At 61.9% G+C, this 23084-nt stretch carries 30 protein-coding genes and 1 tRNA gene; 1 reads left to right on the plus strand and 30 read right to left on the minus strand.

The genetic code is table 11. From position 1 onward, the window contains the following. Positions 1 to 270 precede the first annotated feature (270 nt). The 7 genes from NCS67_RS11445 to NCS67_RS11475 form a co-directional block, all read right to left on the minus strand. Positions 271 to 346, minus strand: a tRNA-Thr gene (locus tag NCS67_RS11445). An 18-nt stretch (positions 347 to 364) separates the two neighbouring features. Further along, positions 365 to 847, minus strand: coding sequence for a ClpXP protease specificity-enhancing factor (locus NCS67_RS11450; protein ID WP_250435250.1), 483 nt, complete (start codon positions 845 to 847; stop codon positions 365 to 367). Between the two features lie 62 nt (positions 848 to 909). Then, positions 910 to 1521, minus strand: coding sequence for a glutathione S-transferase N-terminal domain-containing protein (locus tag NCS67_RS11455; RefSeq protein ID WP_008344155.1), 612 nt, complete (start codon positions 1519 to 1521; stop codon positions 910 to 912). A gap of 93 nt (positions 1522 to 1614) precedes the next feature. Continuing rightward, the gene (locus NCS67_RS11460) at positions 1615 to 2370 is read right to left on the minus strand and encodes a cytochrome c1 (RefSeq protein WP_008344153.1); all 756 of its coding nucleotides are present in this window, start codon (positions 2368 to 2370) and stop codon (positions 1615 to 1617) included. A 23-nt stretch (positions 2371 to 2393) separates the two neighbouring features. Beyond that, a complete protein-coding gene (locus NCS67_RS11465; RefSeq protein WP_250435251.1) occupies positions 2394 to 3776 on the minus strand; it encodes a cytochrome b in 1383 nt (460 codons plus the stop codon). Beyond that, positions 3777 to 4397, minus strand: coding sequence for a ubiquinol-cytochrome c reductase iron-sulfur subunit (petA, locus tag NCS67_RS11470; protein ID WP_008344151.1), 621 nt, complete (start codon positions 4395 to 4397; stop codon positions 3777 to 3779). 218 nt (positions 4398 to 4615) lie between these two features. Continuing rightward, on the minus strand, positions 4616 to 5362 hold the full coding sequence (locus NCS67_RS11475; protein WP_008344150.1) for a Nif3-like dinuclear metal center hexameric protein: 747 nt from the start codon (positions 5360 to 5362) through the stop codon (positions 4616 to 4618). 20 nt (positions 5363 to 5382) lie between these two features. On the opposite strand from NCS67_RS11475, the gene NCS67_RS11480 reads away from it, so the two are divergent. Continuing rightward, positions 5383 to 6600: a S1C family serine protease gene (locus tag NCS67_RS11480; protein ID WP_008344149.1), complete on the plus strand. Its 1218-nt coding sequence runs from the start codon at positions 5383 to 5385 to the stop codon at positions 6598 to 6600. Between the two features lie 97 nt (positions 6601 to 6697). On the opposite strand, the gene tatC is transcribed toward NCS67_RS11480, so the two are convergent. The 23 genes from tatC to mlaD all read right to left on the minus strand — a co-directional run bounded on the left by tatC (position 6698) and on the right by mlaD (position 23044). Beyond that, positions 6698 to 7474 carry a twin-arginine translocase subunit TatC gene (gene tatC / locus NCS67_RS11485; RefSeq protein ID WP_008344148.1) on the minus strand — a complete coding sequence of 259 codons (777 nt, stop codon included), beginning with the start codon at positions 7472 to 7474 and terminating at the stop codon, positions 6698 to 6700. A 44-nt stretch (positions 7475 to 7518) separates the two neighbouring features. Next, on the minus strand, positions 7519 to 8046 hold the full coding sequence (gene tatB, locus NCS67_RS11490; RefSeq protein ID WP_008344147.1) for a Sec-independent protein translocase protein TatB: 528 nt from the start codon (positions 8044 to 8046) through the stop codon (positions 7519 to 7521). A gap of 36 nt (positions 8047 to 8082) precedes the next feature. Further along, a complete protein-coding gene (gene tatA / locus NCS67_RS11495; protein ID WP_008344146.1) occupies positions 8083 to 8319 on the minus strand; it encodes a Sec-independent protein translocase subunit TatA in 237 nt (78 codons plus the stop codon). Positions 8320 to 8474: 155 nt separating this feature from the next. Then, positions 8475 to 8837, minus strand: coding sequence for a histidine triad nucleotide-binding protein (locus tag NCS67_RS11500; RefSeq protein WP_008344145.1), 363 nt, complete (start codon positions 8835 to 8837; stop codon positions 8475 to 8477). A 30-nt stretch (positions 8838 to 8867) separates the two neighbouring features. Continuing rightward, the gene (locus NCS67_RS11505) at positions 8868 to 9260 is read right to left on the minus strand and encodes a DUF4870 family protein (RefSeq protein ID WP_008344144.1); all 393 of its coding nucleotides are present in this window, start codon (positions 9258 to 9260) and stop codon (positions 8868 to 8870) included. Between the two features lie 32 nt (positions 9261 to 9292). Then, positions 9293 to 9661 (minus strand): phosphoribosyl-ATP diphosphatase, encoded by a 369-nt coding sequence (locus tag NCS67_RS11510; protein ID WP_008344143.1) that lies wholly within the window; start codon positions 9659 to 9661, stop codon positions 9293 to 9295. Further along, the gene (gene hisI / locus NCS67_RS11515; protein WP_174447750.1) at positions 9658 to 10050 is read right to left on the minus strand and encodes a phosphoribosyl-AMP cyclohydrolase; all 393 of its coding nucleotides are present in this window, start codon (positions 10048 to 10050) and stop codon (positions 9658 to 9660) included. The genes NCS67_RS11510 and hisI overlap by 4 nt, the downstream gene beginning before the upstream one ends. A 16-nt stretch (positions 10051 to 10066) precedes the next feature. Then, positions 10067 to 10840 (minus strand): imidazole glycerol phosphate synthase subunit HisF, encoded by a 774-nt coding sequence (gene hisF / locus NCS67_RS11520; RefSeq protein ID WP_008344141.1) that lies wholly within the window; start codon positions 10838 to 10840, stop codon positions 10067 to 10069. A 77-nt stretch (positions 10841 to 10917) separates the two neighbouring features. Beyond that, positions 10918 to 11670 (minus strand): 1-(5-phosphoribosyl)-5-[(5-phosphoribosylamino)methylideneamino]imidazole-4-carboxamide isomerase, encoded by a 753-nt coding sequence (gene hisA / locus NCS67_RS11525; RefSeq protein ID WP_250435252.1) that lies wholly within the window; start codon positions 11668 to 11670, stop codon positions 10918 to 10920. Between the two features lie 152 nt (positions 11671 to 11822). Beyond that, positions 11823 to 12464, minus strand: a complete 642-nt coding sequence (gene hisH, locus NCS67_RS11530) for an imidazole glycerol phosphate synthase subunit HisH (protein WP_008344139.1) — start codon at positions 12462 to 12464, stop codon at positions 11823 to 11825. Further along, a complete protein-coding gene (locus NCS67_RS11535; protein WP_008344137.1) occupies positions 12461 to 13081 on the minus strand; it encodes a YchE family NAAT transporter in 621 nt (206 codons plus the stop codon). The genes hisH and NCS67_RS11535 overlap by 4 nt, the downstream gene beginning before the upstream one ends. A 41-nt stretch (positions 13082 to 13122) precedes the next feature. After that, positions 13123 to 13710 (minus strand): imidazoleglycerol-phosphate dehydratase HisB, encoded by a 588-nt coding sequence (gene hisB, locus NCS67_RS11540; RefSeq protein WP_250435253.1) that lies wholly within the window; start codon positions 13708 to 13710, stop codon positions 13123 to 13125. Between the two features lie 16 nt (positions 13711 to 13726). Beyond that, entirely contained in the window at positions 13727 to 14803 is a 1077-nt protein-coding gene (hisC, locus tag NCS67_RS11545) for a histidinol-phosphate transaminase (protein ID WP_250435255.1), read from the minus strand. A 75-nt stretch (positions 14804 to 14878) separates the two neighbouring features. Further along, positions 14879 to 16201: a histidinol dehydrogenase gene (hisD, locus tag NCS67_RS11550; RefSeq protein ID WP_008344133.1), complete on the minus strand. Its 1323-nt coding sequence runs from the start codon at positions 16199 to 16201 to the stop codon at positions 14879 to 14881. 46 nt (positions 16202 to 16247) lie between these two features. Beyond that, a complete protein-coding gene (gene hisG, locus NCS67_RS11555) occupies positions 16248 to 16940 on the minus strand; it encodes an ATP phosphoribosyltransferase (RefSeq protein ID WP_008344130.1) in 693 nt (230 codons plus the stop codon). Continuing rightward, positions 16937 to 18208: a UDP-N-acetylglucosamine 1-carboxyvinyltransferase gene (murA, locus tag NCS67_RS11560; RefSeq protein ID WP_008344128.1), complete on the minus strand. Its 1272-nt coding sequence runs from the start codon at positions 18206 to 18208 to the stop codon at positions 16937 to 16939. Before murA ends, hisG begins: the two co-directional genes overlap by 4 nt. A gap of 151 nt (positions 18209 to 18359) precedes the next feature. After that, complete coding sequence (locus NCS67_RS11565; protein WP_008344127.1) at positions 18360 to 18599, minus strand: BolA family protein; 240 nt, start codon at positions 18597 to 18599, stop codon at positions 18360 to 18362. A 20-nt stretch (positions 18600 to 18619) separates the two neighbouring features. Then, positions 18620 to 19375: an ABC transporter permease gene (locus tag NCS67_RS11570; RefSeq protein WP_008344126.1), complete on the minus strand. Its 756-nt coding sequence runs from the start codon at positions 19373 to 19375 to the stop codon at positions 18620 to 18622. Next, positions 19372 to 20298: an ABC transporter ATP-binding protein gene (locus NCS67_RS11575; protein ID WP_008344124.1), complete on the minus strand. Its 927-nt coding sequence runs from the start codon at positions 20296 to 20298 to the stop codon at positions 19372 to 19374. Before NCS67_RS11575 ends, NCS67_RS11570 begins: the two co-directional genes overlap by 4 nt. Positions 20299 to 20496: 198 nt before the next feature. Further along, positions 20497 to 20784 (minus strand): STAS domain-containing protein, encoded by a 288-nt coding sequence (locus NCS67_RS11580; RefSeq protein ID WP_081851876.1) that lies wholly within the window; start codon positions 20782 to 20784, stop codon positions 20497 to 20499. Continuing rightward, on the minus strand, positions 20781 to 21410 hold the full coding sequence (locus tag NCS67_RS11585; RefSeq protein ID WP_008344118.1) for an MlaC/ttg2D family ABC transporter substrate-binding protein: 630 nt from the start codon (positions 21408 to 21410) through the stop codon (positions 20781 to 20783). Before NCS67_RS11585 ends, NCS67_RS11580 begins: the two co-directional genes overlap by 4 nt. 124 nt (positions 21411 to 21534) lie before the next feature. Next, positions 21535 to 22437: an MlaA family lipoprotein gene (locus tag NCS67_RS11590; RefSeq protein WP_250435257.1), complete on the minus strand. Its 903-nt coding sequence runs from the start codon at positions 22435 to 22437 to the stop codon at positions 21535 to 21537. A gap of 10 nt (positions 22438 to 22447) precedes the next feature. Then, positions 22448 to 23044: an outer membrane lipid asymmetry maintenance protein MlaD gene (mlaD, locus tag NCS67_RS11595; protein ID WP_008344116.1), complete on the minus strand. Its 597-nt coding sequence runs from the start codon at positions 23042 to 23044 to the stop codon at positions 22448 to 22450. Positions 23045 to 23084: the final 40 nt, after the last annotated feature.

Genomic DNA, 23084 nt, shown 5'->3' on the forward strand with positions numbered 1-23084 from the left:
CTATTGCCGATTCCGAAGAACCAGCCGCACTCGCCATCAAGCGCCCACACTTATCGGCTGTTAGTTTTTAAAGAGCACATCGCAAGACAAGCCTTACTTCAACTTCCATCTTGCGTCGCTGCATCAGCAGCAGAGAAACGAGATTATGAAGAACGTTTCGGTTCGTGTCAACAAGTTTTTGAAACGTTTCTCATCGATTCGACCTACTCGTCTTACCGACTCAAAGCAAACGGGTCGTGCGGACATCGCACGACCCGTCGACATAAGTCTTGGTGCCGGCTGCAGGACTCGAACCCGCCACCTGATGATTACAAATCAACTGCTCTACCAGATGAGCTAAGCCGGCGAAGCACGGAATTCTACTTCATTTAACGACTTTGAGGTGAGACCTCGCAGGCGATTTCGAATCGTCATCCGCTGCAGTTTGCGCATCCTCTTTCGGCGCGGTGTCCGCGGGTTCCTCGATCTGCCGCGTATTGCGCTCGGCCGATCGCACGCCCACGGGAGCGCTCGTCAAATCCGAGCCGGAATGCGACTGCTCGACCGGGAACGCCATCCCCTGTCCGTTCTCGCGTGCGTAGATAGCGAGCACGTTCGCGACCTGCACTTCGATCTTGTGTGACTTGCCAGAGAAACGCGCGCTGAACTCGATCCACTCGTTGCCCATCTGCAACTGGCTCGTCGCCTCGAAACTGATGTTCAACACGATCTCGTCGTTGCGGACGAACTGGCGCGGCACGCGCGTAGCCGCATCGACCCGAACGGCGATGTGAGGCGTAAAACCATTGTCCGTGCACCATTCGTACAGTGCGCGCAACAAATACGGCTTGGTGGAAATCTCTTGCATCAACTTTCCTCTGTCGGAATGCGGCCGCGCAACGCGCGCCGCCGCGTCCCAACGCACTCAAACTATCGACGCATCACCTTTTCGGAAGGCGTCAGCGCTTCAATATAGGCCGGACGGCTGAAAATCCGCTCGGCGTACTTCATCAACGGTGCTGCGTTCTTCGACAGTTCGATGCCGTAGTGATCCAGACGCCACAGCAGCGGCGCAATCGCGACGTCGAGCATCGAGAACTCCTCTCCCAGCATGTACTTGTTCTTCAGGAAGATCGGGGCGAGCTGCGTGAGGCGATCGCGGATCGCGCTGCGCGCCTTCTCGTGATTCTTCTCGGCGGCCTTGCCCTTTTCGTTTTCCAGCGTGCCGACGTGAACGAACAGTTCCTTTTCGAAGTTCAGCAGGAACAGACGTGCGCGGGCGCGCTGCACCGGATCGGCCGGCATGAGTTGCGGATGCGGGAAACGCTCGTCGATATATTCGTTAATGATATTCGACTCGTACAGGATCAGGTCGCGCTCGACGAGGATCGGGACCTGTCCGTAAGGGTTCATCACCGCGATGTCTTCCGGCTTGTTGAACAGGTCAACGTCGCGAATCTCGAAATCCATGCCCTTTTCGAACAACACCAGCCGGCAGCGCTGGGAGAAGGGGCAAGTAGTGCCGGAATACAGAACCATCATGTTTTTAAAGTTCCTTCAGTAAACTCGAAGGGCCGGCCGCGGCGTTTCCTCGCGGAAAACGCCGTCGCGCCGACCCACGCCTTCGAAGGCGCGCTATTTGATATCTTTCCAGTATGCCGCGTTCAGGCGCCACGCGAGGAAGCTCAAGAACGCCAGGAACAGCAAAACCCAGACGCCGAGCCGCTTGCGCGTCTGCTGCGCGGGTTCCGCCATCCACGACATGTACGAAACGAGATCGGCCACAGTTGAATCATAATCCACGGACGACATGGCACCAGGTGTAACCTGAGTGTAACCGACGAATCTTCGTACCTTTTCGCCCGTCTTTTCGTCCGTATCGGTCTCGAATTTCGCGTCCCGGACGCCTTGGAGCGTCCAAAGCACGTGCGGCATGCCAACGTTTTCGTAGACGCGATTATTCCAGCCGGTCGGCCGCGTCGGATCGTGATAGAAACTCCGCAGGTACGTGTAGAGCCAGTCCCTGCCGCGCGCCCGCGCTTCGACGGACAGATCCGGCGGCGACGCACCGAACCACGCTTTCGCATCTTCCGGGCGCATCGCGATCGACATCGTGTTGCCGACCTTGTCCGTAGTAAAGAGCAGATTCTCTCGAATCTGCTTCTCACTGATGCCGATATCGGTCAGCCGGTTGTACCGCATCAACGTCGCGCTGTGGCAATTCAGGCAGTAGTTTACAAAAACTTGTGCGCCGTGCTGCAAGGACGCGAGATTGTCGGAACTGTCGGGCGCCCGATCGAGCACCGCTTCTTCCTGCGCGAACGCCGGCGGTGCGCAGAACGAGAGCATCGCCGCACCGATCATCGCTATTGTAGAGAGCCATTTTTTCATCGTATTCGTCTCCGGACGTGCGCTCAGTGAGGTTTGTAGTGCACTCGCTCAGGCGGCGTCTTGAATTTGCCGCGCGGCGTCCAGAAAGGCATGCCGAGGAAGAACGCGAAGTAGATCAGCGCGCAGATCTGCGCGATCAGCGTCGCGGCCGGCGATGGCGGTCGCGTGCCCAGGAAGCCGAGCATCAGGAACGCGAACACGAATATCGCGTAGAAGACCTTGTGAAAGAGCGGCCGATAGCGAATCGACTTCACCGGACTGCGGTCCAGCCAGGGCAGGAAGAACAGCGACACGACCGCCGTGCCCATCACGACGACGCCCCAGAACTTCGACTCCGTCAGCGCCATGAAAACCAGCACCACCACGGCGAGCACCGGCAGGCCGAGCTTCCATTTCCCGCGCGCCTTGACGAGCGCGAGCACGCCGAGCAGCGCGATCACGATCATCAGCACGATCTTGAACGGATCGGTCGTCGCGCGAAGCATCGCGTAGAACGCGGTGAAGTACCACACCGGCGCGATTTCCGGCGGCGTCTGCAACGGATTGGCCGGCACGAAGTTGTTGGCTTCGAGGAAATAGCCGCCCATTTCCGGCGCGAAAAAGATGATCGCCGCGAAGATCAGCAGGAACACGCACACGCCCATGAAGTCGTGCACCGAGTAGTACGGATGAAACGGAATGCCGTCGAGCGGAATGCCGTTCGCGTCCTTCTTCGCCTTGATCTCGACGCCGTCCGGATTGTTCGAGCCGACTTCGTGCAGCGCGACGAGGTGCGCGACCACGAGTCCGATCAGCACAAGCGGAATCGCGATGACATGGAACGCGAAGAAGCGGTTCAGCGTGACATCGGAAACGACGTAATCGCCGCGAATCCACAGCGACAGATCCGGACCGATGAACGGAATCGCCGAGAACAGGTTGACGATCACCTGCGCGCCCCAGAACGACATCTGCCCCCACGGCAGCAGATAGCCGAAGAACGCTTCGGCCATGAGGCACAGGAAGATCGCGCAACCGAAGATCCACACGAGTTCGCGCGGCTTGCGATACGACCCGTACATCAGCCCGCGGAACATGTGCAGATACACGACGACGAAGAACATCGACGCGCCCGTCGAATGCATGTAGCGAATGAGCCAGCCCCACGGCACCTCGCGCATGATGTACTCGACCGAGGCGAACGCGAGCGTCGCATCGGGCTTGTAGTTCATCGTGAGGAAAATACCGGTGACGATCTGATTCACCAGCACGAGCAACGCGAGCGAGCCGAAGAAGTACCAGAAGTTGAAGTTCTTCGGCGCGTAATACTCGGATACGTGTTTCTTCCAGGTCGAGGTCAGCGGAAACCGGCGATCGATCCAACCGGTCAGGCCCGTTGTCTCTACTTCCTTGTCTGCGGTCGCCATTTACGCCTCTCCCTTTTCGTCCTTGCCGATCACGAGTTGCGTCGCGGAAGTGAACATGAACGGTGGAATGTCCAGGTTCTGCGGCGCGGGCTTGTTCTTGAAGACGCGGCCGGCCATGTCATAGGTCGAGCCGTGGCACGGGCAAAGGAAGCCGCCCGGCCAGTTATCGGGGAGATTGGGTTGGGGACCCTCGGTGAAACGCGGCGTCGGCGTGCAGCCCAGATGCGTGCACACGGCAACCGCCACGAAAATGTTCTTGTGATCCGCGCGCGAACGATACTCGTTGTTGCAGTACTCCGGCAACGGCATCGAGAATTCCATCTTCGACTTCGGGTCGGCTACTTCGTTGTCGGCCTTCTTGACGTCGGCCAGCATTTCGTCGGTGCGATTCACGATCCACACCGGCTTGCCGCGCCAGGCGACGGTCATCATGTCGCCCGGCTTCAGTCCGCTGATATCGACCTCGACAGGCGCGCCCGCCGCCTTGGCCTTCTCCGATGGAGCAAACGAACCTACAAAGGGAACTACGGTTGCCACTGCTCCGAAACCACCTGCTGCGGTCGTCGCAATCAGCCAGGTACGGCGGCCGCCGTCGACGCGTTTTTCATCCTTGTCTCGCATCACACGCCCCACTTCTGAGTTGGATTTATACCGTCACATCAGTTGTTCCGCCGTTAGTGTGCGCGAATGGAGTTGGCATTTACAAGGGCTGACTAGCAAAAATCACTCGAAGTGATTGATGCTTCAGGGTTTTCCCCACGTTTTTCGCGCAACATCGTGAAGCGTTCATTTAAGGCAACCGCAAGCGCAGATAATCGCGCCCACAGCTTAATCGGCCATTAAACCGGATTATCGATATCGATAAAAAGATGCTCGATATCGAATTGCTCGGACAGATGCGCGCCCACGGCCTGCACGCCATAGCGCTCCGTCGCATGATGCCCGGCCGCGATGTACGCCACGCCCGATTCCGCCGCGATATGCATGGTTTGCTCCGAGACTTCGCCGCTCAGATACACGTCCGCGCCCGCCGCGATGGCCTCTTCGAAGTAACCTTGTGCGCCGCCCGTGCACCACGCCACGCGGCGCAATTCCTTGTCTGTGTCGCCGAACACGAGCGGCTTCCTGCCGAGCGCGTTCTCGACCATCGCGCTGAAGTGCTCGAGCGGGAGCGGCATGCCGAGCGTCGCGATCCAGCCGAGATCCTGATTCGCGAAGCGCGCGTCCGCGATCAGTCCGAGGCGTGCGCCGATCTGCGCGTTGTTGCCGAGTTCCGGATGCGAGTCGAGCGGAAGATGATAGGCGAAGAGATTGATGTCGTTGGCAATCAGCGTGCGCAATCTTCGATGCTTGCGCCCGGTGATCTGCGGCGCCTCATTGCGCCAGAAGTAGCCGTGATGCACGAGCACCGTGTCCGCGCCCCACTCCAGCGCGGCTTCGAGAAAGGCTTGCGAGGCGGTCACGCCGGTTGCGATCTTCTGCACGCGGCGCGCGCCTTCAACCTGCAGACCGTTCGGGCAATAGTCCTTGAAGCGGCCGATTTCCAGCAGATTGTTCAGATACAATTCGAGTTCGATCCGATCCATGAATTCCTCTATCCCTTCAAATGCTTAGACGCTTCTGGCTATTTTTTGCCCAAGCGGTCACCGTGCTTTTGGCCCTGATGTTCATCATCGCGACCTTGAAGCCGCAGTGGCTTCAACGTCAGGGTCAATTCGGCAAGCAGCTTGCCGAGCCGATCGTCGCGTTGCAGGAAGTGGCGCCGAGCATCGGCTCGCGCCCCGTTCAGTCGTCCTTTTCGGAAGGCGCGCAAAAGGCGATGCCGGCCGTCGTGAACGTGTTCTCCAGCAAGGACGGCAATCTGCCGCCCGACCCGCGCGCGAAAGACCCGCTGTTCCGCTACTTCTTCGGCGACAAGAACAAGCGCAAGAGCGACGAGCCGCCCGCGTCGAATCTCGGCTCCGGTGTCATCGTCAGCTCGGAAGGTTACATTCTAACGAACCAGCATGTCGTCGACGGGGCGGATCAAATCGAAGTCGCGCTCGCCGATGGTCGCACGTCCAGCGCGAAAGTGATCGGCGTCGATCCGGAAACCGACCTCGCCGTGCTGAAGATCAACATGACCAACCTGCCGACCATCACGCTCGGGCGAATGGATCAGACGCGCGTCGGCGATGTCGTGCTCGCGATCGGCAATCCGTTCGGCGTCGGCCAGACGGTCACGATGGGCATCGTCAGCGCGCTCGGGCGCAATCACCTCGGCATCAACACGTTCGAGAACTTCATCCAGACCGACGCCGCCATCAACCCCGGCAATTCGGGCGGTGCGCTGGTCGACGTGAACGGCAACCTGCTGGGCATCAACACGGCGATCTATTCGCGCAGCGGCGGCTCGCTCGGCATCGGCTTCGCGATTCCCGTGTCGACCGCGCGCAGCGTGCTGGAAAGCATCATCACGACGGGCAGCGTGACGCGCGGCTGGATCGGCGTCGAACCGCAGGACGTGACGCCGGAGATCGCCGAATCGTTCGGGCTGGATCAGAAGTCCGGCGCGATTGTCGCGGGCGTGCTGCAGGGCGGCCCGGCGGACAAGGCGGGCATCAAGCCGGGCGATATCCTCGTGTCGATCAACGACGACACGATCACCGACACGACGCGCCTGCTCAACGTCGTCGCGCAGATCAAGCCGGGCACGTCGGTGAAGGTCCATCTGATGCGCAAGAACAAGGAACTGGATCTCAACGTGATGATCGGCAAGCGCCCCGCGCCGCCGCGCGCACCGCAAATGCCGGATGACGATCAAGGCGATCAGGGCGACGAGTAAAACGCGACGTCCGTAAAACGAAAAGGCAGCTTCGATGGCTCGAAGCTGCCTTTTTCTTATCTCGAACACTCGCTCTGGCGCGACAATACGCCGCACTTTACTCCGCCGCCGGCTCCTCGTTCTTGACCTGTTCCTTGCCGACGACGAGCCGCGCCGCGATGATCCCCGCTTCATAAAGAATGACGAGGGGAATCGCGAGAATGAGTTGCGAGAAAACGTCGGGCGGCGTGACGACCGCGGAAATGATGAACGCGCCGACGATCACGTAAGGACGAATCTGCTTGAGCTTTTGAATCGACACCACGCCCATGCGCGCAAGCAGCACGACGACGATCGGCACCTCGAACGTCACGCCGAACGCGATGAACATCGTCAGCACGAAGCTCAGGTAATTGTCGATATCCGTGGTCATCTCCGCGCCGAGCGGCGCGTTGTAGTGCGCCATCACGCGGAAGATGGTCGGGAACACGACGAAGTACGCGAACGCCATGCCGCACAGAAAAAGCGTATAGCTGCTGAAAACGAGCGGCCCGACGAGCTTCTTTTCATGCTGATACAAACCCGGCGCGACGAACGCCCAGACCTGATACAGCACGAAGGGCAGCGCGATCACGAAGGCGACGAGCATCGTGACTTTCATCGGCACGAAGAACGAGCCGGTGACGTCCGTGACGATCATCTTGCCGTCCGCGGGCAGGTTCTGCATCAGCGGACGCGCCAGCAGCTTGAAGATGTCCGGCGCCCAATACACAAGCGCGATGAACACGACGATGACCGATGCGCCCGCGCGGATGATGCGGTCGCGCAATTCGACCAGATGCGAAATGAACGTCTCTTCGACGGGCTCTTCTTTAGTGTGTTGCGGGTCGCTCACGCCGGCCCTCGGTAGAAATCATCGATGAAGGAATCGCGGCACGCTCAGAAGAACTTCGTCTGCCGGCGCAGGGTGGCGGGCGTGTGGCGAGCGACGCGCGCCGCGCCCGATTGAACCCGCGTGCGACGCGAGGTCGTGCGCTTGTACCAGTTGGGAATCGCCGCCTGCTTCACGCGCCAGTTCTTGCGCCGGGTCGACGTCGATGAAGACGTAGCGGCCCAGGGCTTGTCCGACGCGGCGCTGTCCGCTGAATCAGCGCCGCCAGCGATGCTCGGCGCGACCGACGTGCCGTCTTTCCAGGCATCGTTCAGCTCGGATTCGTGGCGCTTCAGCGTGTCGTGAATCGTCGATTCGACATTCGACGCCGCGTTTTCGAACTCGGTCCGCATTTTCTTCAGCTCATCGAGTTCCATCTCGCGCGCGACTTCCGATTTGACGTCGTTGATATAGCGCTGCGCGCGCCCGAAGAGCGCCCCCGCCGTACGTGCGACGCCGGGCAGGCGCTCCGGCCCGAGGACCACCAGCGCCACGACGCCGATGACCGCCATTTTGGTCAGACCGAGATCGAGCATTGAACGAAAAGTGGAGAGTTACCGTCGGCAGACGGATCAGCGATAGTCGCCCGAGCGCGACTTGTCTTTCGCCTCGACGTCCACGGCGCCGTTACGCGGCAGTTCGCGCTGATCGGCCGAATTCGCCGGCGTGTCGCCCTCGCGCATGCCTTCCTTGAAGCCCTTCACCGCGCCGCCCAGATCGCCGCCGATATTGCGCAGCTTCTTCGTGCCGAACACGAGCGCCACGATCAGCAGAACGATCAACCAATGCCAAATGCTTAACGAACCCATGAATGAAAACTCTCCGTGATTCCGCCCCGATTTGGGTACCGATGACGGAAGATCGGCCTGGCGGCCCCGGCCGAGGCACGTCGCCTCGGCTCAACTATCGATTTTGCTCGCCCAATATTTCATTGGAAAGGAGAATGCAAACAAAGATTGCAGCATTACCCCATTCGGCGCCACGGGCGCTCGCCGGCCAACAAATGCGCGTGGATGTGATACACCTCTTGCCCGCCGCCCGGACCGGTATTGATTACCGTTCGAAAGCCGGTGTCGCCTCCCGTGTAGGAGACACCCAGATCTTTCGCCAACCGTCCGACGAGACTCACCATTCTACCAAGTAGCGGACTGTCACTTTCTGTGCAGTGGGAAAGTGTTTCAATATGTTTGCGCGGAATGACCAGCACGTGCACCGGCGCCGCAGGATTGATGTCGTTGAAGGCGACGAACTCATCGTCCTCATAGACCTTCGTGCTCGGCAGTTGCCCGGAAGCGATCTTGCAGAAAATGCAGTTGTCTTGACTCATTGAGTTGCCGGATTTCGTTGACGGATGTGATCAAAACCACGCGCGCGGTTCGATCGGCTTGTTCTCGTAGAGAAACAGCCAGCCTTTGATGATGCGATAAAGCGTCCAGATGCTGACCGCACCGAGAATCAGAAAGCCGATGCCGATCCAGATCGTCGCGAAACCGATCACGTGGCCCAGCACCGCCCACCAGAAGGTGCGGATCTGCCAGGTGAAGTGATCTTCGTACGGCGTGCCCGCCGCATCGCCGCGCTTGATGTAGTTGAGGATGATCGCGACCAGTCCCGTGAGACCGCCGGTCAGCCAATAGACGGCGTACAAGCCGTACAGAACATGCGTGAACGTGCGCATGTTGCGCAGGCGTTCGGGATCGTTCGCGTTCTGAACGACGGGCGGCGGATAGGGTTCATATTGCCGGTTCATTCGTGCCCTCCTTCGCTGATGCCAGACGCTCGTCAGCCGCCGTTCTGCTCACGCTCGCGCGACTTGCGCAGCGCCTTTTCCTCGATTCCCGACAGACCTTCGCGACGTTCCAGTTCCGCGACCACGTCGGCGGGGCTCAGATCGAAATGGGACAGCATGACGAGACAATGAAACCACAGATCGGCGACTTCGCCGACGAGCGCCTTCGGCGCGCCGCCATGACGGGCGTCCTTCGCGGCAAGCACGACTTCCGTCGCTTCCTCGCCGATCTTCTTCAGGACCGCATCGTCGCCCTTGTGAAAGAGTCGGGAAACGTAAGATTGTTCCGGATCGCCGCCCTTGCGACTGTCGATGACCGAGGCGAGGCGCAGCAGCGTGTCCAGCGTATTGGCTTGCGTCATTTGTAGATGCTTTCTGGGTCTTTCAGGACCGGCTCGACGGCGACCCACTCGCCGTTCTCCGCCGTGCCTTCGAATTTCTGGAAAAAACAGGAATGGCGGCCGGTGTGGCACGCGATGCCCGAAACCTGCTCGACCTTGAGCAGCACGACGTCTTCGTCGCAATCGAGGCGCACGTCGTGAACGTGCTGAACGTGGCCCGACTCTTCTCCCTTGAACCACAGGCGCTGCCGCGAGCGCGAGAAATACACCGCGCGCTTCAGTTCGATGGTCTTTGCGAGCGCCTCGCGATTCATCCACGCGAACATGAGCACGTCGTTGGTCGATGCTTCCTGCGCGATCACCGGCACGAGGCCGTTCGCGTCCCACTTGACTTTGTCGAGCCAGATCATCTGATCGCTCACGGTTTCAAGTCCTCACCGAAATGCCGTGATCGGCCATGAAGCGCTTCGCTTCGCCGACGGTGTGCTCGCCGTAGTGGAAGATGCTCGCGGCAAGCACCGCGTCCGCGTGACCTTCGACGATGCCATCGGCCAGATGCTGCAACGATCCGACGCCGCCCGACGCGATCACCGGCACCGGCACCGCGTCCGACACGGCGCGCGTCAACGCGAGATCGAAGCCGGCTTTGGTGCCGTCACGATCCATGCTGGTGAGCAGGATTTCGCCCGCGCCGAATTCGGCCATCTTGCGCGCCCATTCGATCGCGTCGATGCCCGTCGCCTTGCGGCCGCCGTGCGTGAAGACTTCCCAGCGCGGCGTTTCGCCTTCGGCCGACACGCGTTTCGCATCGATCGCGACGACGATGCACTGCGAGCCGTGCTTGTCCGACGCGTCGCGCACGAGTTGCGGATTCGCGACCGCCGACGAATTCATGCTGATCTTGTCCGCGCCCGCGTTGAGCAGACGCCGCACGTCTTCGACCGCGCGCACGCCGCCGCCGACCGTCAGCGGAATGAACACCTGCGACGCCACCGATTCGATGATCGGCAGAATGAGATCGCGTTGATCGGAAGTCGCGGTGATATCGAGGAACGTGAGTTCGTCGGCGCCCTGATCGTCGTAACGCCGCGCGATTTCGACGGGATCGCCCGCGTCGCGCAGTTCGACGAAATTGACGCCCTTCACGACGCGGCCGGCGGTCACGTCGAGACAGGGAATGATGCGTTTTGCGAGAGCCATGTTCTTGCCACTTACGGAGTAAGGGCGGCGCCGCGGCCGCCCGGAGTGCTGCTCAGATGTGCTCGCGCTCGGGCGTATCAGGCGCCGTCGGCCTCGCGCAGCGCGTCGGCGCGGGTCTGGGCGGCCTTGAAATCGAGATCGCCGGAGTAGATCGCGCGGCCGCAGATCACGCCTTCGATGCCTTCGTCCTCGACTTCGCAGAGCGATTCGATGTCCGCGATGCTCGACAGCCCGCCGCTCGCGATCACCGGAATCTTCACCGCCCGCGCGAGACGCACGGTTGCTTCGAGGTTGAGGCCCTCAAGCATGCCGTCGCGGCCGATGTCCGTGTAGATGATCGATTCGCAGCCGTAGTCTTCGAACTTGCGGCCGAGATCGACGACCTCGTGACCCGTGAGCTTGCTCCAGCCGTCCGTCGCGACCTTGCCGTCCTTCGCGTCCAGCCCGACGATGATGTGTCCCCCGAACGCGCTGCACGCGTCCTGCAAGAAGCCCGGATTCTTCACCGCCGCCGTGCCGATGATGATGTACGACAGGCCGTCGTCCAGATAGCGCTCGATGGTTTCCAGGTCGCGGATGCCGCCGCCCAACTGCACGGGAATCTCGCTGCCGACTTCATCGAGGATCGCGCGGATCGCGTCGCCGTTTCTGGGCTTGCCGGCGAACGCGCCGTTCAGATCGACCAGATGCAATCGCCGTGCGCCGCGATCGACCCAATGTCGGGCCATGGCCGCCGGATCCTCTGAAAAAATGGTCGCCTGGTCCATATCGCCCTGCTTGAGGCGCACGCACTGACCGTCCTTAAGATCGATGGCCGGAATGAGCAGCATAGGTATCGCGTATTTTCTGGGTGAAGTTGATCAAAACGGCGCGCGTGCGGTCTTTCGTGCCTGTGCCGCGGGCCGTCTCGCTAGTGTAGTACAAGTCTTGCAACGGTCATGCGCCCGTAGTAATAGGCGAAAACGCTAGCGGGCACGGTATTTCACGGGTTCCAGTGCACGAAATTGCGATAGAGACGCAATCCTGCGTCCGCGCTCTTTTCGGGGTGGAATTGGGTGGCGAAGATATTGTCGCGCGCCACCGCCGACGTGAACGCGCTGCCGTACACGGTTTCGCCGGATGTGTGAGCCGGATTGTCCGGCACCACGTAGTAGCTGTGGACGAAGTAGAAGAACGCGCCGTCCGCGACGCCGTCCCAGACCGGATGCGCCTGTGTCTGACGCACGCGATTCCAGCCCATTTGCGGCACCTTGAAGCGCGAGCCGTCGTCCTGCAGCAGACCGTCGAGCTGGAAGCGCACGACCTTGCCGGGCAGAAGACCGAGGCCCTTCGTGTCGCCTTCCTCGCTCCAGTCGAAGAGCATCTGCTCGCCGACGCACACGCCGAGCATCGGCTTTTCGCGCGCCGCCTGCATCACCGCTTCCTGCAAACCGGATTCGGCGAGATGCCCCATGCAGTCGCGCATCGCGCCCTGGCCCGGCAGCACGACGCGATCCGCCGCGTGAATGCCTTGCGGCTGATCGACGATCGCCACGTTCGCTTCGGGTGCAGCCTTCTTCAGCGCCTGGTAGACCGAGCGCAGGTTGCCCATTCCGTAATCAACAATCGCAATCGAAGTATTCATTTCAAAGATGGCATCAAGGCCTTCAACCCGTCGACGATGAACTCCACCGCCAATGCGGACAACATCAAACCCATGAGACGCGTGCCGATGTTGATTCCCGTGCGCCCGACGACGCGCGCGATCGGCTCGGCGAGATTCAGCGCGCCGAAGCACAGCCCCGCGATGATCGCGCCCAGCACGACGAGCCCGAAGCGGTCGTACCAGTGTTGCGCATTCGCAGCATAGACGATCACCGTGCTGATCGAGCCGGGACCGGTGAGCAGCGGAATCGCGAGCGGCACGACCGCGATGCTATTGCGCTCCTCGGCTTCCATGCGTTCTTCCGGCGTCGAACGCGCATTGCCGACCTGCGCGTTCAACATGCTGATCGCCATGAGCAGCATGATGATGCCGCCGCCCACTTCGAACGACCCGACCGAAATCCCGAAGAACGCGATGATCTGCTGGCCGAGCAGCGCCGTCACCGCGATCACGCAGAAGACTGAAATCGAAGCGACGCGAATCGTGTTGCGTCTTTCGAGATCGGATTGCTGCGAGGTCAGGCTGAGAAAAAACGGTATCGCGCCGATCGGGTTGATCAGCGCGAGCAATGAGATAAACGACTTGAACAAATCCATCTTTTTTCCGGCGCAGCAACGCGCCGAACCGGTCAGTCGGCTTAGAGACTGCCTTTGGTCGACGGAATCTGCCCCGCCGCGCGCTCGTCGACTTCGCACGCCATGCGCAGCGCGCGGCCGAACGCCTTGAACACGGTTTCGACCTGATGATGCGCGTTGATGCCGCGCAGGTTGTCGATATGCAGCGTCACGCCGGCGTGATTCACGAATCCGCGGAAGAATTCGATGGTCAGATCGACGTCGAACGTGCCGATGCGCGCGCGCGTGAACGGCACATGGAACTCGAGCCCCGGACGCCCCGAAAAATCGACGACGACGCGCGACAGCGCTTCGTCGAGCGGTACGTACGAATGCCCGTAACGGCGAATGCCCTTGCGGTCGCCGATGGCCTTCGCGATGGCCATTCCGAGCGTGATGCCGGTGTCTTCTACCGTATGGTGATCGTCGATATGGAGGTCGCCATGCGCTTCGATGTCGAGATCGATGAGCCCGTGACGGACAATCTGGTCGAGCATGTGATCGAGGAACGGGACGCCGGTGGCGAGCTTCTGCTTGCCGGTGCCGTCCAGATCGAGCTTCACACGGATCTGCGTTTCGCTGGTGTTGCGAACGACTTCCGCAATACGCATGGTGATTCCTTGAGACTTAATCGAGAGTGGGGAGCTTCTTGAGCGCGGCGACCATTTGCGCGTTTTCTTCGGCAGAGCCGACCGTCAAACGCACGCAGTTAGCCAGCAATGGGTGCATTTTACCCACGTTTTTTACCAAAACCCGCGAAGTCAGAAGGGTTTCGAAAGCAACGGCGGCGTCCGGAACGCGCACGAGCAGGAAATTGCCCGCGCTCGGGAATACCGTCATGCCGGGCAGCGCCGCCACTTCGCGTGCGAGTTTCGTGCGTTGCGCGCGCAGTTCGGCCGCTTGAGCGTCGAGAACGTCGAGGTGATCGAGCAGGAAATCGGCCGTGGCCTGCGTCAGCACGTTGATGTTGTACGGCGGGCGCACCTTGTCGAACTGCGTGATCCACGAGGGCCGGCCCGCCATGTAGCCGAGACGGATGCCCGCGAGCCCGAGCTTCGAGACAGTCCGCATCACGACGACGTTGTCGAACTCCGCCGCGCGCGGCATCCAGCTTTTTTCGGCGAACGGCTGATACGCCTCGTCGATCACGACGAGACTCTTCTTCGACGCGGCGATCACGCGTTCGATGTCGGCGTCGTCGTAGAGCGTGCCGGTCGGGTTGTTCGGATACGCCAGATAGACGAGCGCCGGCGCGTGCTCATCGATGGCGGCGACGAGCGCGTCGGCGTCGAGCGTGAAGTCGGCCTTCAGCGGCACACCGATGAACTCGAGATGCGCGAATTTCGCCGACATTTCGTACATCACGAAGCCCGGCACCGGAGCGACGACCTTCGCGCCCTGCTTCGAGCACGCGACCGACATCATGCTGATGAGCTCGTCCGAACCGTTGCCGAGCAGCACGTCGCAGGCGTCGGGCACGTTCATCGTGCGCTTGATCTTGGCGAGCAATTCCGCCGGACGCGGCGCGGGATAACGGTTCAGCGCGACGCCCGCGAGATGCTCGCCCAATGCTTTGGCGAGGTCGGCGGGCAGCGTGTAGGGATTTTCCATCGCGTCGAGCTTGATGAGGCCCGTGGCATCGGGCACGGGATAGCTCGTCATCGCGAGGACGTCAGGTCGGATGATGTCTTGTGATGTCGTCATGTTTTCCCGGCGTCTCTCTCGCCGGTTCGGGTGGCGGCTCTCAGGCCGCCTCGTTCATTCGGGCCGGTTTTCGCTTCAGCCGACTTTTTTCATCCGGTATTCGGCGCTCTTCGCGTGCGCCTGCAGGCCTTCGCCGTACGCCAGTTCCGCCGCGATTTCGCCGAGCGTCTGCGCGCCGTCCGCGCTCACTTCGATCACGCTCGAACGCTTCATGAAGTCGTAGACGCCGAGCGGCGACGAGAAGCGCGCGGTGCGCGACGTCGGCAATACGTGGTTCGGGCCCGCGCAGTAATCGCCGAGGCTTTCGCTCGTGTAGCGGCCGAGGAACATCGCGCCTGCGTTGTGAATTTGCGCGGCCCACTGATGCGGATCGAGCGCGGAAATCTCAAGATGCTCCGGCGCGATATCGTTGGCGATCGCGCACGCCTCGGCCATGTCCTTCACCTTGATGAGCGCGCCGCGATCTTCGAGCGAGCGCTGGATGACGTCGCGACGCGGCATCGCCGGCAGCAGCTCGACGATCGCGTCTTCCACGCGCTGGATGAAGTCATCGTCCGGGCACAGCAGAATGGATTGCGCGAGCTCGTCGTGCTCGGCCTGCGAGAAGAGGTCCATCGCGACCCAGCGCGGATCGGTGGTGGCGTCGCAGATCACGAGAATTTCGGACGGCCCCGCGATCATGTCGATGCCGACCGTGCCGAACACGCGCCGCTTCGCCGACGCGACATACGCGTTACCCGGACCGCAAATCTTGTCGACGGCAGGCACGCTTTGCGTGCCGTACGCGAGCGCGGCCACCGCTTGCGCGCCGCCGATCGTGAACACGCGATCCACGCCGCCGAGCAGCGCCGCCGCGAGCACCAGCGGATTCTTCACGCCATCGGGCGTCGGCACGACCATCACGATTTCCTTCACGCCCGCCACGCGCGCCGGAATCGCGTTCATCAGCACGGACGACGGATACGCCGCCTTGCCGCCCGGCACATAGATGCCCGCGCGATCGAGCGGCGTGACCTTCTGGCCGAGCACGGTGCCGTCGGCTTCGGTGTAGTGCCAGCTATGGCTGCCGCATTCGATGCGCTGCTTCTCGTGATAGCCGCGCACGCGCGCCGCCGCCGCTTCGAGCGCCGCGCGGCGCTTCGGTTCGAGCCCTTCGAGCGCGGCTTCCATCTCCGAGAGCGGCAGTTCGAGCGCCGCGACGCTGTCCGCCTTCAGACGATCGAACTTGTTGGTGTATTCGAGCACGGCTTCGTCGCCGCGCGCCTTCACGTCCGCGAGAATCTGCGCGACCGAGCGCTCGATCGCCTCATCCTCGCTCGCTTCGAACGCGAGGACCGCACGCAGCGCCTTCTGGAAACCGTCGGCGCTGGAATCGAGTTTGCGAATCTTGATAGACATGCTGGTTTTCCGTTTTGCTGTTGGCGCGCCGCGTCGTGCGGCCCGCCTAATTTCCCTTGCTGACCGTCGCGCGCTCGAACGCGTCGAGGAACGGCTTGAGCGCCGCGCGCTTCAGCTTCAGCGCCGCCTGATTCACGACGAGGCGCGAGGAAATCTGCATGATCTCTTCGACTTCGACGAGATTGTTCGCCCGCAGCGTGCCGCCCGAGCTGACCAGATCGACGATCGCATCGGCCAGGCCGACGAGCGGCGCGAGTTCCATCGATCCGTACAGCTTGATCAGATCGACGTGCACGCCCTTCGCCGCGAAATGCTGACGCGCGGTTTCCGTGTACTTCGTCGCGACCTTCAGACGCGCGCCCTGGCGCACCGCGCTCGCATAGTCGAACCCGTTCTTCACGGCCACCGACATACGGCAGCGCGCGATATCGAGATCGACCGGCTGATACAGGCCGCTGCCGCCGTGCTCGATCAGCACGTCCTTACCCGCGACGCCGAAATCGGCCGCGCCGTACTCGACGTAAGTCGGCACATCGGTCGCGCGCACGATGATCACGCGCAGATTCGGATTCGTCGTCGGAAGGATCAGTTTGCGCGAGCTTTCCGGATCTTCGGCCACCTGCACGCCGGCGGCGGCGAGCAGCGGCAGCGTCTCCTCGAAGATACGCCCTTTCGACAACGCGAGCGTGAGGGGCGCGCTCGGCTGCACCGACGACGACGTCTGCGGCAGCGAACTCATTGCTCGCTCCCGCTGCCCTTGATGCGGCGCACGTTCGCGCCGACCGCCGTCAGCTTCGATTCCATGCGGTCGTAGCCGCGATCCAGATGGTAGATGCGGTCGATCAGCGTTTCGCCGTCCGCGCACATCGCCGCGATCACGAGACTCGCCGACGCGCGCAGATCGGTCGCCATGACCTTCGCGCCGGACAGCTTCTCGACGCCGGCGATGAGCGCCGTGTTGCCGTCGATGGTGATGCTCGCGCCCAGACGATTCAGCTCCTGAACGTGCATGAAGCGGTTCTCGAAGATCGTCTCGACGACTTGCGACGTGCCCTTCGCGATCGTGTTGAGCGCCATGAACTGCGCCTGCATGTCGGTCGGGAACGCCGGGTATTCGGACGTGCGGATATTCACCGCTTCGGCGCGCTTGCCCATACGCACGCGCATCCAGTCGTCGCCTTCCTCGATCGTCACGCCGGCTTCGCGCAGCTTCGCCGTCACGGCGTCGAGCAGATGCGAGCTCACGCGACGCAGCGTGACGTCGCCGCCCGCGGCCGCGACCGCGCACAGGAACGTGCCCGCTTCAATGCGGTCCGGCACGACGTCGTGCTTCGCGCCGTGCAGCTTGTCGACGCCCTGAATCACGAGACGGTCGGTGCCGATGCCGTCGATCTTCGCGCCCATCTTCACGAGCAGATGCGCGAGGTCGCTCACTTCGGGTTCGCGCGCGGCGTTCTCGATGACCGTCTCGCCGTCGGCCAGCACCGCCGCCATCAGCAGGTTCTCGGTGCCGGTGACGGTGATCATGTCGGTGATGATGCGCGCGCCCTTCAGACGCTTCGCGCGCGCTTCGATGAAGCCGTGCTCGATGTTGATCTCGGCGCCCATCGCCTGCAGGCCCTTGATGTGCTGATCGACCGGACGCGCGCCGATCGCGCAGCCGCCGGGCAGCGACACCTTCGCTTCGCCGAAGCGCGCGACGAGCGGACCGAGCACGAGAATCGACGCGCGCATCGTCTTGACCATTTCGTACGGCGCGACGAGCTTGTCGACCTTCGACGCGTTGAGGTTCACGCGCCCGTCGCCGGACACTTCGGACTGCACGCCCATCTGGCGCAACAGCTTGACCATCGTGCGAACGTCCTGAAGATTCGGCACGTTCGACAGATGGACGTCGTCGGCGGTGAGAAGGCTTGCGCAAAGAATCGGCAGCGCCGCGTTCTTCGCACCCGAAACGGTGATTTCGCCGGAGAGCTTCGCGCCTCCCGTGATGACCAGTTTATCCATGGCTTGTCCTTCGACCGAGCTGCCTGCGGTGCCCTTTTCAGCGCCGCCGTTGTCTTGAATGAATCGCACTCTTTACTGCCTTTGTCTTTCCGGTGATGCCGGTGTTACGTGTGTTGAGTCGTATGACCTGATTTGGCTTCGCCGGGTGGACTCAGGCCGATTTCCACTCGTCGGGGGTCAGGGTCTTCATGCTGAGTGCATGAATCTCCTGTTTCATGCGCTCGCCGAGCGCCGCATAAACCAGTTGATGACGCGCGATCAGCCGCTTGCCGACGAACGCGTCGCTCACGATGGTCGCGAAAAAATGCTGGCCATCGCCCTCCACTTCCAAATGCTGGCAAGCGAGGCCTTTGGCGATGTAATCCTTCACCTGCTCCGGAGTCGGCAACATGGTGGAAGTCTCCTTGAGAATTAGTGACGCAGCTTGTAGCCGCTCGCGAGCAGTCGCACGGCGATCAACGCCAGCACGGCCAAAAATCCGCCGACGATGCCGAGGCTCATCAACGGATTCACGTCGGACAGGCCGAAGAAGCCATAGCGAAAGCCGTCGATCATGTAGAAGAACGGGTTCAGATGCGACACCGCGCGCCACACGGGCGGCAGCGTATGTGTCGAGTAGAACACGCCTGAAAGAAACGTGAGCGGCATGATGAGGAAGTTCTGGAAAGCGGCCAGCTGGTCGAACTTGTCGGCCCAGATGCCCGCGATCAGACCCAGCGTGCCGAGAATGCCCGAACCGAGGATCGCGAACGCAATGATGTAGAGCGGCGCGGAAAACGACATCGGGATGAACCATATCGTCACGACGAACACGCCGAAGCCGACGCACAGGCCGCGCACGACCGACGCCAGCACATACGCAAAGAACATCTCCCAATGCGCGATCGGCGGCAGCAGCACGAACACCAGATTGCCGGTGATCTTCGACTGGATCAGCGACGACGAACTGTTCGCGAACGCGTTCTGCAGCACGCTCATCATCACGAGGCCGGGCACGAGAAAACTCGTATAACCGACGCCGGGATACACCTCGACGCGGCCGGAAAGCGCATGACCGAAGATCGTCAGGTACAGAAGCGCCGTCACGATCGGCGCGAGGACCGTCTGAAACGAAACCTTCCAGAAGCGCAGCAGCTCCTTGTAGAACAACGTCTGGAAGCCGCTCATGAAAGTCCCTCGACCACTTCCGGCTCGTTCATCACCTGCACGAACACGTCTTCCAGATCGGCCTTGCGCACTTCGATTTCATCGAACGTGCAGCCGGCCGCGCGGCATTTCGCGAGAATCGGCTCGACGTCGTCATAGCTCGCGAGACGCAGCAGATGTTGCGCGCCCATCACCGCGTGCGGATCGACTTCGAGCGCGCGCAAGTCCGCCGGCAACGCGCCGTTCGACAGACGCAGATACAGTTGCATGCCCGAAAAGCGCTGCAGCAGCGTGCTCGTGCGTTCGAGGGCGACGACTTCGCCGCGACGAAGCATCGCGAGCCGATGACACAGCGACTCGGCTTCTTCGAGATAGTGCGTCGTCAGGACGATCGTGTGGCCCTCGCGATTCAGGCGCGAGATGAATTTCCAGAGTGTCTGACGCAGTTCGACATCGACGCCGGCGGTGGGCTCGTCGAGCACGATCACCGGCGGCCGATGCACGAGCGCCTGCGCCACGAGCACGCGGCGCTTCATCCCGCCCGAGAGGGCGCGCGTGTTGACGTCGGCTTTCTCGGTGAGATCGAGATTGGCCATGACCTCGTCGATCCAGTCGTCGTTGTTGCGCAAGCCGAAATAGCCCGACTGGATGCGCAACGACTCGCGCACGGTGAAGAACGGATCGAACACCAGTTCCTGCGGCACGACGCCGAGCGCACGGCGCGCGGCCCGGAAGTCGCTGACGACATCGTGGCCACGCACGGAGATCGTGCCGCTATCGGCGCGCGCCAGACCGGCCAGAATGCTGATCAACGTGGTTTTGCCCGCACCGTTGGGGCCGAGCAAGCCGAAGAACTCGCCCTCTTCCACCGTGAGGCTCACGCCTTTGAGCGCCTGGAGATCCTTGTAGCGCTTCCTGACGTTTCGGATTTCTATGGCTGACATGGACAGTGCGCGCGCCTCGTGCGGCCGCGCCTCGATTGTGCGGACTTTCGCCTGACGTTCCCTTCCTCAGACAAAAAGGGCCGGGAGCGGCTGCGAAAAAAACGTTTGATTATAGGGCAAAGCCGTTGGAGCCGACTTCGGAGCGATCCTGATTGCGGCGACGCAGGGCCGCCGCTTCTGCGCGGAGTCAGAACAGGATCAATGTCGGAACGAGAGGAGCGTATCGACGCCATAGGCTCGCGCAAGACTGACGAGCCCGGAAGGAAGATTGACGACGCCGAGCGCGGCGCCGCGCGCGGTGGCTGCGCGCTGCCATGCGAGCAGCACGGCGAGCGCGGAAGAATCGAACTGCGTGAGCGGCGCGCAATCGACTTCGGTCGCGCCCGCAGCGATGCGCGACAGACCCGCTTCGAGCGCGGCCTTCGCGCTCTCGTGGGTCAGCGTCGCGGCCGTCTGAAAACGGCCGCCTGTGGCTGGCGTGCTCACGATGCCTTGCCGCTCGCGAGTTGCTCGTTACGCTGCGTCAGGAACTGCAGCAAGCCGCTCACGCCATTGCGCGAAATCTGCTCGTTGAATTGCTGCTGATACGCCTGGATCAGCCACGCGCCGAGCACGTTGATGTCGTACACGCGCCAGCCTTGCGCCGTCTTGTACAGGCGATAGTCGAGCTCGACCGGCGAGCCGTTGTTCATCACGACCGAGCGGACAACGACGTCGGTGTCGTCCGGATTGGCGCGGAACGGCTTGTATTGAACCGTCTGGTCGCGCACTTGCGCGAGCGCGCCGGAATACGTGCGGATCAGGAGCATCTTGAACTGCTCGACGATCTGCTTCTGCTGTTCGGGCGTCGCCGAATTCCAGTTGCGGCCCATCACGAGACGCGTCGTGCGCGTGAAATCCGTGTACGGCAGGATCTTTTGATTGACGAGCTCGGTGATCTTGTTGATGTCGCCCGAGCGGATCTTCGAGTCCGACTTGATTTCGTCGAGGACTTGTTGCGTGACCGTCTTGATCATCGTGTCGGGCGAGCTCGTATCGACGCTTTGCGCCGACGCTGTGCCACAAAACGCGACGAACATCGCGAAGATGGGGAGAAGCAAGAATTTTTTCATCACGGACCCTGCAAAAGTAGATGCTCCGGTTTGAGCGCGCCGCCCGATTCGAGTTCAGGCGACGCGGCATCCAAAGCGTAAGAAATATCGTTAGATATGTTACCGCGCGTTAGCGACAGGCCGCTCAACGCAAGCGGAATGAAGGGAAACCCGGCGGCGCGCGCGGCGGAACATACTGGTTGCCCGGCACGGTGTTGGCGCTACCGCTCGCCGGTGCGGGTGCCGCCGCCGTACCCGAAGCCGCCGATGCGGCCGCGGCAGGCGCCGCCGTCGCCGATGCGCCTTCCGTGCCTTCATCGCCGTAATTCGGCAGCGGCGCTTCGCCGTAGTCCGGCATGCTGCCGTCGCCGCCCGAAATCAGATACTGACGACGCTGCAAGTATGCGTTTCGGACGAACGAATACTTGTCGAGCGCGGCATCGGCGAGCACGTCGGTCGCCCCCAGAAGATTCGCGCGCACGTTGACGAGGTTCACGCCATAGAGCGCCCAGCTCACCGAATCCGGGCTCACGTAGGTGAGCGGATTGCCGAAATAGTCGACCACGAGTCCGGCGGAATCTCGCACCGTGCTCGGCCCGAGCAGCGGCAGCACCACGTACGGACCGGACGGCACGCCATAGTGGCCGAGCGTCAGCCCGAAATCGCCGGAATGCTTCGGCAGCCGCGCGATGGTCGCGACGTCGAACAGGCCGCCGACGCCGAACAGCGTGTTGATCGCGACGCGCATGATGTCCGACACGCCGTCCGCAATTCTCAGTTGCGCCAGATTGTTCGCGGCGATGTAGACGTCGCCGATATTCGAGAAGAAGTTGGTCACGCTGTTGCGCACCGGCTCCGGTACGAGCCACACGTAACCCTTCGCCACCGGCTTCACCGCGTACTGATCAACAGTGTCGTTGATCGTGAACATCGTCCGGTTATAGCTCTCGAATGGGTCCCCTTTGGTCGGCGTCGTCACCGTCGCGCAACCGGTGAGCGCAACGACGCCCGCCACCATGATTGCGCGCCGCATCCCAATCGCCTGCATGTTCTTCTCCTTATTGAGCGGCGCCCGATGCGGCGCTCGCACCTGCCGCGCCCGCCGCACCCGATGCGCCCATCGCGCTCGCCGCGCCCGGGAAAGCCGGCGCGGGTGCGGGCTCGGGCACAGCCGGCGCCCCCGACGATTTCGAGGCGCCCGAATCCGCCGCCTTGTTGTAGAGGAACTGGCCGATCAGGTTTTCGAGCACCACGGCCGATTGCGTCATCGTGATGGTGTCGCCGTTCTTGAGCATCTGATCGTCGCCGCCCGGCTCGAGGCCGATGTATTGCTCGCCGAGCAAGCCGGAAGTCAGGATCTTCGCGGACGAATCCTTCGGAAACTGATACTGCTTGTCGATATCGATCGTGACCACGGCCTGATACGTGTTCGCATCGAAGCCGATGCTGCCGACGCGCCCGACCGTCACGCCCGCGCTCTTCACGGGCGCGCGCGCCTTCAGTCCGCCGATGTTGTCGAACTTCAGTTTCACCGCGTAGGTTTGCTGGAACGACAGGGAGCTCATGTTGCCCGCCTTCAGCGCGAGAAAGAGCAGCGCCACGAAACCGAGCACCACGAAGAGGCCGACCCAAAAGTCGAGAGCAGTCTTTTTCATCGTCTTCCCAAAGAGAATCTTTTCGCAGATGGCGCGTGAC

This window comes from Caballeronia sp. ATUFL_F2_KS9A, from assembly GCF_023630765.1.
GTDB classification, from domain to species: domain Bacteria; phylum Pseudomonadota; class Gammaproteobacteria; order Burkholderiales; family Burkholderiaceae; genus Caballeronia; species Caballeronia zhejiangensis.

What these genes read in the sequence shown, in the direction of transcription:
- hisB (WP_250435253.1), bottom strand. Translation starts at nt 13,710, where the DNA reads ATGCGTATTGCGGAAGTCGTTCGCAACACCAGCGAAACGCAGATCCGT.
- tatB (WP_008344147.1), bottom strand. Translation starts at nt 8,046, where the DNA reads ATGCTCGATCTCGGTCTGACCAAAATGGCGGTCATCGGCGTCGTGGCG.
- NCS67_RS11590 (WP_250435257.1), bottom strand. Translation starts at nt 22,437, where the DNA reads ATGCAGGCGATTGGGATGCGGCGCGCAATCATGGTGGCGGGCGTCGTT.
- hisF (WP_008344141.1), bottom strand. Translation starts at nt 10,840, where the DNA reads ATGGCTCTCGCAAAACGCATCATTCCCTGTCTCGACGTGACCGCCGGC.
- NCS67_RS11505 (WP_008344144.1), bottom strand. Translation starts at nt 9,260, where the DNA reads ATGAACCGGCAATATGAACCCTATCCGCCGCCCGTCGTTCAGAACGCG.
- hisC (WP_250435255.1), bottom strand. Translation starts at nt 14,803, where the DNA reads ATGACGACATCACAAGACATCATCCGACCTGACGTCCTCGCGATGACG.
- NCS67_RS11535 (WP_008344137.1), bottom strand. Translation starts at nt 13,081, where the DNA reads ATGGATTTGTTCAAGTCGTTTATCTCATTGCTCGCGCTGATCAACCCG.
- tatA (WP_008344146.1), bottom strand. Translation starts at nt 8,319, where the DNA reads ATGGGTTCGTTAAGCATTTGGCATTGGTTGATCGTTCTGCTGATCGTG.
- NCS67_RS11570 (WP_008344126.1), bottom strand. Translation starts at nt 19,375, where the DNA reads ATGAGCGGCTTCCAGACGTTGTTCTACAAGGAGCTGCTGCGCTTCTGG.
- hisH (WP_008344139.1), bottom strand. Translation starts at nt 12,464, where the DNA reads ATGAATACTTCGATTGCGATTGTTGATTACGGAATGGGCAACCTGCGC.
- hisI (WP_174447750.1), bottom strand. Translation starts at nt 10,050, where the DNA reads ATGATCTGGCTCGACAAAGTCAAGTGGGACGCGAACGGCCTCGTGCCG.
- hisA (WP_250435252.1), bottom strand. Translation starts at nt 11,670, where the DNA reads ATGCTGCTCATTCCGGCCATCGATCTTAAGGACGGTCAGTGCGTGCGC.
- NCS67_RS11585 (WP_008344118.1), bottom strand. Translation starts at nt 21,410, where the DNA reads ATGAAAAAATTCTTGCTTCTCCCCATCTTCGCGATGTTCGTCGCGTTT.
- NCS67_RS11455 (WP_008344155.1), bottom strand. Translation starts at nt 1,521, where the DNA reads ATGATGGTTCTGTATTCCGGCACTACTTGCCCCTTCTCCCAGCGCTGC.
- NCS67_RS11460 (WP_008344153.1), bottom strand. Translation starts at nt 2,370, where the DNA reads ATGAAAAAATGGCTCTCTACAATAGCGATGATCGGTGCGGCGATGCTC.
- NCS67_RS11450 (WP_250435250.1), bottom strand. Translation starts at nt 847, where the DNA reads ATGCAAGAGATTTCCACCAAGCCGTATTTGTTGCGCGCACTGTACGAA.
- NCS67_RS11500 (WP_008344145.1), bottom strand. Translation starts at nt 8,837, where the DNA reads ATGAGTCAAGACAACTGCATTTTCTGCAAGATCGCTTCCGGGCAACTG.
- mlaD (WP_008344116.1), bottom strand. Translation starts at nt 23,044, where the DNA reads ATGAAAAAGACTGCTCTCGACTTTTGGGTCGGCCTCTTCGTGGTGCTC.
- NCS67_RS11565 (WP_008344127.1), bottom strand. Translation starts at nt 18,599, where the DNA reads ATGTTGCCGACTCCGGAGCAGGTGAAGGATTACATCGCCAAAGGCCTC.
- hisD (WP_008344133.1), bottom strand. Translation starts at nt 16,201, where the DNA reads ATGTCTATCAAGATTCGCAAACTCGATTCCAGCGCCGACGGTTTCCAG.
- NCS67_RS11480 (WP_008344149.1), top strand. Translation starts at nt 5,383, where the DNA reads ATGCTTAGACGCTTCTGGCTATTTTTTGCCCAAGCGGTCACCGTGCTT.
- petA (WP_008344151.1), bottom strand. Translation starts at nt 4,397, where the DNA reads ATGCGAGACAAGGATGAAAAACGCGTCGACGGCGGCCGCCGTACCTGG.
- murA (WP_008344128.1), bottom strand. Translation starts at nt 18,208, where the DNA reads ATGGATAAACTGGTCATCACGGGAGGCGCGAAGCTCTCCGGCGAAATC.
- NCS67_RS11510 (WP_008344143.1), bottom strand. Translation starts at nt 9,661, where the DNA reads ATGACGCAAGCCAATACGCTGGACACGCTGCTGCGCCTCGCCTCGGTC.
- NCS67_RS11465 (WP_250435251.1), bottom strand. Translation starts at nt 3,776, where the DNA reads ATGGCGACCGCAGACAAGGAAGTAGAGACAACGGGCCTGACCGGTTGG.
- NCS67_RS11475 (WP_008344150.1), bottom strand. Translation starts at nt 5,362, where the DNA reads ATGGATCGGATCGAACTCGAATTGTATCTGAACAATCTGCTGGAAATC.
- hisG (WP_008344130.1), bottom strand. Translation starts at nt 16,940, where the DNA reads ATGAGTTCGCTGCCGCAGACGTCGTCGTCGGTGCAGCCGAGCGCGCCC.
- NCS67_RS11575 (WP_008344124.1), bottom strand. Translation starts at nt 20,298, where the DNA reads ATGTCAGCCATAGAAATCCGAAACGTCAGGAAGCGCTACAAGGATCTC.